The sequence below is a fragment of the Nodularia spumigena CCY9414 genome (assembly GCF_000340565.2).
In the GTDB taxonomy this organism is placed as follows: Bacteria; Cyanobacteriota; Cyanobacteriia; order Cyanobacteriales; family Nostocaceae; genus Nodularia; species Nodularia spumigena.
Genome location: NZ_CP007203.1, coordinates 2,673,524 through 2,685,997, shown reverse-complemented (window position 1 = coordinate 2,685,997; position 12,474 = coordinate 2,673,524). Strand labels below are relative to the sequence as shown.

The 12,474-nt window shown below is 43.2% G+C and carries 5 protein-coding genes; all 5 read right to left on the bottom strand.

Annotated features, from left to right (window positions below; translation table 11 throughout):
• Positions 1-29: 29 nt before the first annotated feature.
• On the bottom strand, positions 30-1,112 hold the full coding sequence (locus tag NSP_RS11830) for an HlyD family efflux transporter periplasmic adaptor subunit (protein ID WP_231859580.1): 1,083 nt from the start codon (positions 1,110-1,112) through the stop codon (positions 30-32).
• 187 nt (positions 1,113-1,299) lie between these two features.
• Positions 1,300-2,355, bottom strand: a complete 1,056-nt coding sequence (locus NSP_RS11825; protein WP_006194137.1) for an LLM class flavin-dependent oxidoreductase — start codon at positions 2,353-2,355, stop codon at positions 1,300-1,302.
• Between the two features lie 125 nt (positions 2,356-2,480).
• Entirely contained in the window at positions 2,481-6,785 is a 4,305-nt protein-coding gene (locus NSP_RS11820) for an Ig-like domain-containing protein (protein ID WP_006194136.1), read from the bottom strand.
• A 1,124-nt stretch (positions 6,786-7,909) separates the two neighbouring features.
• The gene (locus tag NSP_RS11815; protein ID WP_006194135.1) at positions 7,910-11,113 is read right to left on the bottom strand and encodes an Ig-like domain-containing protein; all 3,204 of its coding nucleotides are present in this window, start codon (positions 11,111-11,113) and stop codon (positions 7,910-7,912) included.
• A 39-nt stretch (positions 11,114-11,152) separates the two neighbouring features.
• Positions 11,153-12,460 (bottom strand): MFS transporter, encoded by a 1,308-nt coding sequence (locus NSP_RS11810; protein WP_006194134.1) that lies wholly within the window; start codon positions 12,458-12,460, stop codon positions 11,153-11,155.
• Positions 12,461-12,474 lie beyond the last annotated feature (14 nt).

The following is a 12,474-nucleotide window of genomic DNA, read 5'->3' as shown; positions in this document are numbered from 1 at the left end:
TATCAAAATTTGCTTCAAAAAAAACTGAACTATTGATTAATATCAATTTTGACTCTTACTAACATATAAGTTAAAGCTGCAATCTGGGAATTATATTGAGGATCTATCCGAATTTTAACAGCAATCACCCGTGAATTATCATCAGTAGTCGGTCCTCTTGTATTAGCTGCATCTTGAAGAGTTCTTTTACCAATCTGTAAAGCAATTTGTTCCACATTACCTTTAATATCACCGCTAAAACCACCATATTCGCTGCTAATAGTTGCTTGTTGTCCGAGACGAATTTTGTCAATATCAGTTTCTGCAACTTCAGCTACAGCAAACATTCGGTCAGTTCGAGCAATTTCCACTATCCCTAGACTAGTGTTAACTTGTTCACCAATACGGGTGTTTATTCTTAATATCTGACCAAAAGCAGGAGCGCGGACTTTTGCATTTTCTAGCCTAGCTTTCCTCTGAATAACAGCAATTTTGGCTTTTTGTAACCGCAAGTTAGCAATTTCTATATCTACAGGACGTATTTCTGTTAATTGTGTTAATCTTGCCTCTTCTTCAAGAATTTGTGCTTGTAAAGTTGTAATAGTTTTATCTAATTCTGCTGTGCGCTCCATTAAAGTAGCTTCAGCAGTTGCTAATTCTCGTTTTGCCGTGTCTGCATCTGCAATAGAAATTGCACCTTGTGTCGATAAATATTGACGACGTTGATAAGTTAATTGTGCTTCTTCTAATGTAGCATCTGCAATATTTCTAGCTGCTTGTTTTTGGATAGTTTCTGCTTTTAATTGCGCCTTTAAACGATTAATAGTAGCTGTTTGTGCAGCAATTTCAGCTTTTTTAGCCTCACCTTGCTGCACCTTTAAAAGTTCTGCTTGCTGCAAACTTACATCAGTCTCCGCATCCTTTAAATCAGCTTCTAATTGGTCAATTCCCTGCAAAATCGCGATAATTTGATTTCTTTGGACAAAATCGCCTTCCTTCACCAAAATTTGGTTAACTCGACTATCTTGAGCATTGGGAACAGAGAGTCTGATAACTTCTCCTTCTGGTTCGATTTGTCCCAGGGCGACAACAGCAGTTACAGGTGCTGGTTCTACTGCTATCTGAGAGTTCAAATTAATATTTGCCTGGGATGTTGTACAACCTGAAGTAAGATTTAATATTCCCCATATAATCGTGGTTATTTGCCATTTTTTCATGAAAGGCTGCACAAAATAAATTGCTTCGGTTGAATTTTTCAGCAGTACCCTAACCCAAAATTTCTACTTTGCAGGAGAATATTATGTTAGGGCAATGGTTTTTTTACTTACATAAACTCAATGTTAATTGTTGTTGTAATTTGCTGACAAATGGTAAACTTGCCATTACTAAATCATAATCTTGGACAAAATCAATTAAACAAGCAATTTCATCTACACCAGCAGCACGAATTTGTTCAACAAATGGACGACAACTTTCGGGAGTACCAATGAGCGATCGCCCCTTCATAAATCCTTCGACACCGAATTGAAGTAAACTATCAATATCATCTTCAGAGAAGTGTTTGATACTGACATTTAACCCCATACCCTTAGCTAGATTTTCCAGCAAGTCGTAGTGAGTTTTCAGGTAATGGCAAAAAGGCTGTGTGACTTTTGCTTTCACATCATTGATATCATCACCCAAAAAGGTATGAATCATCAACGCCACTTTTCCACCTTGGGGGTCGTGTCCGTGCTTTTCTAAAGACTTGCGGTAAAGTTTAATTTTCGGAACAATATCATCAAGAGGACCACCTAATAAGGAAGTCAAGACATTTGACCCTAATTTTCCTGCTTCCACAAAAGTTTCTGAAGATTGACAAGTCATCCACATAGGAAGCTCTGCTTGTACAGGTCGAGGTAGTGTTTTCACCGTGAAAGTTTTCCCATTAGCATCCTGACGTTCCACAGCTTCACCCCGCCATAGCTTCCGCATTACCTCCAAATCACGCCACATGACAGCTTTGCGGTGAGAGTGGGGTTCACGAGCCAAAACAAAATCATCCACAGTCCAACCAGAAGCAAAAGCGATCGCCACCCTACCATCTGATAAATTATCTACTACAGACCATTCTTCCGTAGCCCGTACAGGGTCATGTAAAGGTAAGACAAAACTCCCAGCACGTAGCTGTATCCGCTTAGTAATCATCGCCAGAGCCGCACTTGTTAAAGCCGGATTTGGGTAAAGACCACCAAAAGCGTGAAAATGTCGCTCTGGAGTCCAAACAGCCGTAAAACCGTTAGCGTCGGCAAACTTAGCACTTTTTCTTAACAATTGGTATTGGTTAGGGAGCGCAACAGAACCATCACCATCGAAATAAAATAAACTAAAATCCATAACTTTAAAAAAACAAAAGACAACCAGATATTTTTATAGAGACGTAGTAATACTACGTCTCTACTTTGCGTACCTCTGCGCTAACCTTAGCGCTACTCTGCGTTTAAATCCTCAGACCTAGTATTTTACACAACAGTAAACGCTGAAGAATTGAGGCTAGTGGATTGAACAAACCTCAACACAGCCAGAGTTTCATCGCCTGTTTTAATCAAGGTATCCATACCACTTTGAGTCAAAGTTAACTCGTCGAAACTTAGACCACCACTTAAACCAATTCTTTGTCCCAAGCTAACTTGGAAGTTGTTGATAGTATCGACTCCCTCACCTTGGGCTATAGCAACAGTATCTTGACCACCATTTAAGAAGATGATGTCATTGCCAGCACCACCGTTAATTAGGTTTTGGCCAGAACCACTGTAGATAATGTCATCACCAGCGCCACCCAGTAGAGTGTTATTACCAGCACCACCATAGAGAATATCGTTACCGTAACCTCCATCTAATAGGTTGTCACCAGCACCACCAGTTAAGTAGTCATTACCAGCACCGCCCCGTAGAGTGTCATTACCATCACCACCAAAGAGTGCATCGTTACCGTCTCCACCATCTAACAAGTCGTCACCAGCACTACCAAACAGGTAGTCATTGCCAAGACCACCGTATAAGATGTCATTACCAGCAAGACCAAATAAGCTGTCATTCTCGAAAGTACCAACCAGGATGTTGTCATCAGCACCACCAACGGGATTGGTTGGGGTATCACTAATGGTGAGACTGACACTACCAGCATCAGGATTAACTTCGTAAAGTTCCCCATCCACCAAATTGAAGGTGATGTTTTCAATCCCTTCATTGGGACCATCATCAAACACCTGCAATGTCAGGGAAGCAGTGGGTTCAGTCAAGGTGACAAAGAAACCGCCACCAGTACCATCTGGTTCTGGGAAACCAGCAATTCCTTCCCAAGTCACAGCAGGTGTACCATCTTCATTAAAGATGACAAATTCACCTAATGCGCCTCTGGTGGGGCTGAGGACAAATACTTGCAAGCCGCCCTCTGGGATTTCGCCATCTACACTGAAGTTAACTGTCAGGGTATCACCTTCATACAGTGCAGTTTGCTCAGTGGAGATGCTAACAACTGGACCAATACCACCAGGTACACCATCTACATAGGTGACATCTACGGAACTAGCTGCGGGGTCTACTCTGTAGCTTTCACCTGCTAACAGTTCATAAGTGTAGGTGGTGTCTGCTTCTTCTACTATGTCATCGAAGACGGGAATGGTAACAGTAGCGTTACCTTGGGTTAAGCGGAACTCATAAACTTGGGTGTCACGGTTAAAGCGGAGATATTCCACACCTTCTGACTCCACCACTTGCCGGAATTGCAACCCTTGCTCGACTGCTGAGGGTCGCAAGTCGCCACCAACGCTAACTACTATGCCTTCTTCTGGGATAATGCCTTGGGCATTGAAGAACAGCACTAAGCCTGGCCCGTCTGCTTCACTCACTACTGGGCTGGCTGTGAAACCAACAATTGGCTCAAGGATATCTATAATGGTTACAGTTACCGCAGAATTATCAGGATCAACTTCATAACCTTCCCCATCCACAAGGGTGAAAGGTAAGACTTCTGTTCCTTCATCTACGTTATCCTCGAATACAGGAACAGAGATGGTGGCAGTGGCTTCATCCATACGGAAGAAGAATCCACTCACATCTTCGTCTGTACCAACAATTTCACCGCCAGTGACGGTTACGCCTTCAACTTCTCCAGTACGCGCACTGCCGCTAACATCAAATTCACCAATGGCAGCCCTGACACCGCTATCTAGGAAGACGGTTACGCCCCCTTCAGGAATCTCTCCTTCGGCACTCAAGGTAACGGTCAAAACGGTCTGCTCACTTTCGATAAGTGTTCCGGGTGTGGCAGTAACTCCGATGAGGGGTACGGGACTGGGTAACTCCCCATCGCTAACGGTGAAGGTAACACTATTAACCCCTGTTGCATCAAGGTTATAACCTTCCCCTTCAATTAAGGTGAGGGTGTACTCGGTATCCATTTCCTCGATGATGTCATCCACTACAGGTAAACGTAGGGTGGCATTGGCTTCGGTAATGGTGACTCGTTGTAAGAGTCTGACAAAGTTGCCGTTTTCAGCGTTCCTGGTTGTGCGAGAACCACCAGGAACGCTGATACCGACGTTATCTCCTCCATTGGAAGGTCGGCTGATCTGAGTACCGAGTAAGAGAGGGTCGGTGGTTTCAAGAACAACTGTCGTACCAGAGGCCGGAATGATACCAGTGGTGGTGAAGTTCAATTCTAATACTGTACCTTCGTCTTCTCTGAGCAGGGTGGGACTACCACTCATGCTGACTACTGGTGGCTCTACGGTATCTTCAATGCTGAAGGTAACGCTTTCGCGGCCTTCTCTGACCTCATATTCTTCGCCGTCAATCAATGTAAATGTGAAGTTTTCAGTGCCTTCGGTAACATCATCTTGAAAAACGGGTACTGTAATGGATGAAAACTCTTCGGTAACTCGGAAGAATAGGCCTCCGGCTGTCTCATTAGTGCCAACAATGCTACCGCCTACTACCACAGGTCCTGTGACCACAGTTTGATCTTCGGGTAAACGGGGGTTGGTGGCATTAACATCAAATTCGGCGATCGCCCGAGCCGGCCCTTCCAAAAATACCACGACACCTTCAGGGGGAATCTCACCCCGTGTTCTGAAGTTGAGGGTAATTTTTGTTTGTTCACTTTCGTAGAGGGTGCCAGGGGTTGAAGAGATTTCTACTGTTGGCCCAACACCACCCTCAACTCCGTCAGTTAACGTAAATGTGCCACTGTTAGCGGTTTCGTCAACGGTGTAGCCTTCTCCTGCTACTAGGGTGTAGGTAAAGGTTTGGTCAGGTTCTTCTAGGATGTCGTCAGACACTGGCAGGGTAATGCTAGCAACTGGCTCCGTGATGGTGAAGCTGAAGTTACTCAGGAAGCCTGTCCCTGCTGCTGCGGGGTCGGAGTTATCTTCGGCAGGATCGCCATCTTCTAGGGCAAATACATCCAGGACACCACCTACAATATTGGCAAAGTTAGGGTTGTCGGCTTGAAAAGAGGTGTCGAAGCGATAAAGAATGTTGCCATCGGCAGTAACACGGGTTTGAACCGCTCCGTCTCCATCTGGTGCTAAGAACTGTTGGAGAATTTCGGCTACATCGCCTTCTAGGTTGACTGTGATTCCTTCAGGGGGAATAACGCCTGTGGTGTTGAAGGTTAATGTTAAGGCTGTTCCTTCTGCTTCGCTGATTACATCTGGTGATACTGTGAATGCTACTACTGGTGCAGGGGGAACGTCGAATATGGTAAATGTGATTGCGTCTTCACCGGGAACAAAATCGTACCCAGGTACGGGGCTAAGGGTGTAGGTAAAGGTTTCTGCACCTTCTACAACTTCATCTTTAAATAGGGGTAGAGTAATGGTTGCGGTTTGCTGAAGCAATCTGACAGTAACACCACTGGAAGCAGCATTGGCCCTCACCAAACTAGCACCATTGAATGATGGACTAAATACATCAAATTCAGCTAATGAGTCTTCAACACCACTATCAAATGTAACTTCTAACCCTCCGGCTGGGGGTGGTTCACTTAGTTGAAAGGTTAATACAATACTGTCTTCGTTTGCTTCCACTAAAGTAGTGGGGCTGGCGGTAAAGCTAATTGTGGGCATAGTGGCTGGTGGGTTAACGGTTATACTAACTGTGGCTGGGGCAGAATCTGCCTGACTGTCATTGGCTAGATAGGTAAAGCTATCTGTACCTGCAAAATCTGCATTGGGTGTGTAAGCAAACGAACCATTCGCATTAAAGATAAGACTGCCATTACTGGGTGCTGCTAAAACTGCTGCTGTTAGAGGATCATTGTTACCATCAGTGTCATTACTTAAAACACCATTGGCTACATCCACTACTAATTGCTGACCTGCGTTTGTGGTGTAACTGTCGTTAACTGCTACTGGTGGGTTGTTGGCTGCTGAAACCTGACTGGGATCGTCGTAGAAGTTCACTGTCACCGCACTAAAACTCGGATCAACTGTATATGCTGCATCAGCTTGGAGAGTGTAAACTACCGTTTGCTGTCCTTCTGAAATTCCGTCTGCAAAAATGGGCGCAGTTACAGTGGCAACTGTGGATGTAATGTCAAAGAAAAACCCGGAAAAATCAAAGTCTCCTTGTGGGACATCGCCACCTGTAAAGCTGAGTGCAAACAAATCCAGTTGAGTTAATGATTGGGGGACATTACCCAGGAGATAAACTCTTATACCTCCTGCTGGTGGTGGCTCACTTAACTCAAATCTGAAGGTAAGTGCAGTACTTTCGGTTTCTATGAGGGTTGTAGTGTTGGTGGTGAACTTGATTGTTGTCATAAATAGTTGGCTAAAATATTGGTCAATCTCAAATTTGATCGACAGAAATAACTGCGTGACTATTCCTCTCAAGTCTTAACAAGGGTCACTTTGTGTAAAGCCGTCGTACAAGGACAGTGTTTTGTGTTGTCACGCATATAGATAGCATCAAGTTTTTCTGATGACTTAGACTATGACGCTCACTATGCTAGCTATTTTCACTATCTTCTCTTTGCTAGACTCGAAAACAAGTTAGCAACCAGCATGGTATTAATAGCTAAATAGTGTAGATAGATATGGCATTACTAGGTTGATAAAATCGATAAAATATTTTAGGTGATCATGCTCTCATAGTGACCAATTACTGGATATGAACACCAGTTTTGGGCAACCTGAGTACAACAACCAAGAAAATTGATGATGTTTTATTGCAATTTATTCTCGATAACTGAAATCACTAAGTAAAAGAATAACACGATCCTTAACTAATTGCAAACATAAAAAATAAAATTTAAGTAAAATTTGTTTGCTCCAATAGATATTGGCAGTCAATGGGTAGTTTGTGCAAAATTTGCATAAACCATAAGAGACTCTCCGCCAATTTTTCGGTGTTGCTGATTGAAAATATGATCCAAAGTGCGGCTAATTAGTGATAAGTCGGTGGGCGTTGAAAATTGTCATTATGGCAAGGCAAAAGGCAAGAGTCACTCATGCAAGAGGGAAGAGACTTTCAGAGATTTTACATTTTGTTACATACTTCGGTTTTTTCCAGCCGACTTACTTATAGGAATTACGCATGACTAAGGAAAAATCAGGACTTTGGAGAAGGGTAATAGGTGAGCCACTGGTGTCACAAGAGGCATGGGAGCAGGGAGCAGGGAGCAAGGGGGAAGACTGAGACGGAGCTTGTACTCCGCCCCAGTAAGAGCGCCCTGGAAGGACGGGGCTTCTTACCCATGCTTCGCTTCGCTCCGCGCAGAGGGGAAGGGCTTGCTCCCCCTGCTCCCTGCCCCCTTCCCCTCTGCCTCTTCGGTGAACGGGTTTCCCGACTTGAGCCAAGTGGCGTGTGTACCTGTTTAAAACCCTTACACCCTCCCAAAGCGAATAGTCTTATTGCGTAAATCCTATAACATTCAAGCAGTGCTTTAAATCAGATTAAAATTAGCCCGGATAACTACATCGTTGTAATCCATATCACCGCCAAGAGGTAAATCCTCAAAACCCCAGACATTATTTCCTAAAAGGCGTATATGGTCTATTTTGCCAGGGTTAGCACCCAAAAAGGCAAAGTAAACCGCAGGGTCATTGTTAGAATTATTATCTAAGATGGCATCGGGTTTGCCATTGGCAATAATAAATGGGGCATAAATTGAACCCCCGTTTAGGTCTGTTGTGAAAGTTGCCGTCCCTTGATTGTTAACCGTCATATCAAGACCAACAATCCGTTTTTCGATAGCGGCTTTTGTATAACCTGCATCGCCAGGGCGGAAATCAATAGTACCATCACCATTAAAATCTATTCCACCATTAACATCAGCAACTTCGTAAAATCCGATCAAATTGTCAAAGGCAGCTTCTCGGTTTAATATAAACTCAGCCCGTACCTGACCTGTTATGTCTTGTAAATCAATCAGTTCTCCTTGAGGATTTGCTTGCCAGTCAGCACCTAATGGTAAAGATATGTTGCTAGCTGAGGCTTGTATAACTAAGTCTTTGAAATCGACAACACCATTAGCGTCATCCCAGGAGATTTTGTAGCTACCATCATTTGATGTTTCTACCTTGTAGCTTGAAGGTTGACCAAAAATAACTGCTGATTCAGGAGTTGAACCAGAACGCACGGCATCAATCGTACTATTTTTCACCAAGAAAAATCCCAGTTTATCCCCTGAATTAAATTCTATTAAGCTGCCTAAATTGGTTTGATTAAATCCATTTGGTGAATCAGCAATAATTGAGAAAATGACCTTTGCCCTATCCAATGCGGCTTCTGCATATCCTGGAGAATTAGGTGCTATTCCATTGATAGTTCCCTGGTCATCATCAACGATAAAGACACCCATCTCGTTGACTAGATTAGAATTGTACTCAAGTAGAGAGATTTGCAGTTTTGCTTGATCACCGCCTTGGATCTGAAAAATAGTATCCGATATTTGCTGGAGGCGGGGGTTAGTATTTTCTACAGGGTTAGTATTTCCGAGGGTAAAAGTCACACCGTCAGCATCGGAATTAACTTCATACTGTTCTCCATTGACCAGATTGAAGATTAAGGTTTCTAATTCTTGATCAGGATCATCATCAAGTACCTGTAATGCCAGAGAAGCAGTTGATTGGGTTAAAGTGACAAAGAAACCATTACCAGTGCTATCTGTTGCTGGTAAATCGGCTAGTCCTTCTGTATTTAATATCTGGATATCACCCAAGGGATTTGGGGTTGGACTCAACACATACAAGATCAATCCTTCTGGGGGAATTTCACCATCAACGCTGAAGTTAAGGGTGAAAGTTTCTCTTTCCTGGATTGTAGTTTGTTCTGTGGAGATACTGACCACTGGACCCACTCCACCAGGTACACCATCCACATAAGTTATATTTGCTGATGCTGCCTCTGAATCGATAGTGTATGCTTCATCTGGTAATAGTTGGTAAGTGTAGGTGATGTCTGCTTCTTCTACTATGTCATCAATGACAGGAATGGTAATGTTAGTATTGGCTCGTGTCAACCTGAACTGATAAGCTTGAGTGTCACTTTTGAAAGCTAGATATTCAATTCCTTCTGACTCTATCCGTTGCTCAAATTGTAGCCCTTGTGTGAGGGAGGAGGCTCTAAAATCCCCACCAACACTGACGATAATGCCTTCTGCCGGGATGATGCCTTGGGTGTTAAATATCAGCACTAATCCGGGACTGTCTTGTTCACTCACTACTGGACTAGCTGTGAAACCAACGACAGGTAATTCGCTCACTGTTGATGTATCGTTGATGGTAAAGGTAATTGCATCCTCACCCGGTACAAAATCATAGTCTGTTATAGGGCTAAGTTGGTAAGTAAAGGTTTTCGGATCTTCTGCTACTTCATCTTTAAACAGGGGGAGAGTAATGGTTGCTGTTTGCTGGAGTAATCTGACAGTTACGGCACTAGAGGTGTCATTGGCTCTTAAAAATTGGACTCCATCAAATGTAGCACTAAATACATCAAATTCAGAGAGCGATCGCTCGACACCACTATCAAATGTAACTTCCAAGCCTGCTTCTGGGGGTGGTTCGCTGAGTTGAAATGTTAAAACAATACTGTCATTATTTGCCTCAACTAAAGTATTGGGGCTGGCGGTAAAGCTGATTGTTGGCTTATTTACTGGTGCATTCACAGAAATGCTCACTGTGGCAGCAGTTGAATTCACTTTGCCATCATTAGCAAGATAAGTAAAGCTATCTGTACCTGTAAACTCGGCATTGGGTGTATAGGTAAATGAACCATTAGCATCTAAGGTCAAACTGCCATTACTGGGTGCTTGTACTACGGTGGCTGTTAAGGGGTCAGTTTGAGCATCTGTATCGTTACTCAAAACACCATTAGCTACATTCACTACTAATTGCTGACCTGCATTTGTGGTGTAGCTGTCGTTAACTGCTACTGGTGGGTCATTGACTGGAGCGTTAACAGTAATGCTCACTGTCGCCGCAGTTGAATTTACCTTTCCATCATTAGCAAGATAAGTAAAGCTATCTGTACCTGTAAACTCGGCATTGGGTGTATAGGTAAATGAACCATTAGCATCTAAGGTCAAACTGCCATTACTGGGTGCTTGTACTACGGTGGCTGTTAAGGGGTCAGTTTGAGCATCTGTATCGTTACTCAAAACACCATTAGCTACATTCACTACCAATTGCTGACCTGCATTTGTGGTGTAGCTGTCGTTAACTGCTACTGGTTGATCATTGACTGGTGGTGGTGCTGGAACTTGACTGGGATCGTCGTAGAAGTTCACTGTCACCGCACTAAAACTCGGATCAACTGTATATGCTGCATCAGGTTGGAGAGTGTAAACTACCGTTTGCTGCCCTTCTGAAATTCCGTCTGCAAAAATGGGTGCAGTTACAGTGGCAACTGTGGATGTAATGTCAAAGAAAAACCCGGAAAAATCAAAGTCTCCTTGTGGGACATCGCCACCTGTGAAGCTGAGTGCAAACAAATCCAGTTGAGTTAATGATTGGGGGACATTACCCAGGAGATAAACTCTTATACCTCCGGCTGGTGGTGGCTCACTTAATTCAAATCTGAAGGTAAGTGTAGTCTCTTCGGTTTCTATGAGGGTTGTAGTATTGGTTGTGAACTGGATTGTTGTCATGATATTTGGTGAATAATTATTAGATGTGAGTAGGAATATTTAAGATGGGGGAATTTCAGGAAGTTTCTGATCTGGGATTAAATCCTCTACTTGTCGTAAAGTCCGCCAGTTGTAACCAAAAATCCCCACCAAAACTGTGCAGATAGTCATGGTGACAAACAACAAAGTAATACCTGCGCCAGTGTCAGTACCAAAGATGTTGCCGAAAATATGAGCTAAACTACCAGTGGGACTCATAGCCGGTTCAAAAACTCGATCTGCCAGAAATCCCGCAACTAAAAATGTAGTCGCTGAAACCGTCACCCCAATCAGTTGATCTGCGGCTAGGACTCGTCCTTGTAAAGAGGGTGGTACTTTAGCATACCAAATGGCGTTACTAGAACTATAGAATAAAGGCATAAGTAACGATGCCAAAAAATGAGTAATTATCCAGACTGGTAATGTTTGCCCAAGACCGAGAATTGTTCTAAAAAAACCATAGCCGATAAAACCAAGTAACATTCCGTGAATGCGACGATGAAAACCTCCCCAAATACTCAGGATTAACGCCCCAATCACACCACCAATACCCGCAGCACTGGTGACAGTTCCAAGAATTTCGGAGTTACCACCTGTACGCGCCAGAAGCATTGGACTGTAGAGAGCTTTACTGATATCATTGGGAAAGGCAAATAAAGTAAAGGCGATCGCCATCGCCGTTAAAGATGGATTAGCCCAAATGTAGCGGAATCCAAATGTAAGTTTTTCCCAATTACTTTCAGTGTTATTACTGTTGACTTTTTCTATAACAGGCTGAGGAATTGTGACAATTAGCAATGTGACAAAAGCCGTAGCAAAAGTTGCTAAATCAATCCAGAAAATACCTTGCATCCCCACACGTGGATAGAGAAACCCTGCCAAAGCGGGAGCAAAAATAGCCGCACTGTATTTAACCGCAGAACCCAAACTTTCAGCACGGGTAAATTGTTCCTTGGGAACGAGTAGAGAAATGGAAGCAGAATAAGCTAGAAGTTGCAATTGTCCAAAGCCGCCGTAAAGCGTAACAATTACATATAAATGCCAAACCTCTAATTGTTGATTGAGGTAGAGCATGGCTATAGTTAGAGTACATAACATAGCGACAACTTCCGCCACAATCATCAATAGGCGACGATTAAATTTATCCACAGCAATACCAGCAAAAGTAGTAATTAGCACTTTAGGAAACTGGGAAAAAAACCCCACTAATGCTAAAGCTGTTGCGGAACCTGTTTTATCCCATACCCAAATTGTCAGAGCAAATACTGTCATAAAACTGCCAATAGTAGATGCTATTTGCCCCAACCAGATGATCAAAAAAGTTCGCATGATCTAATTCATAC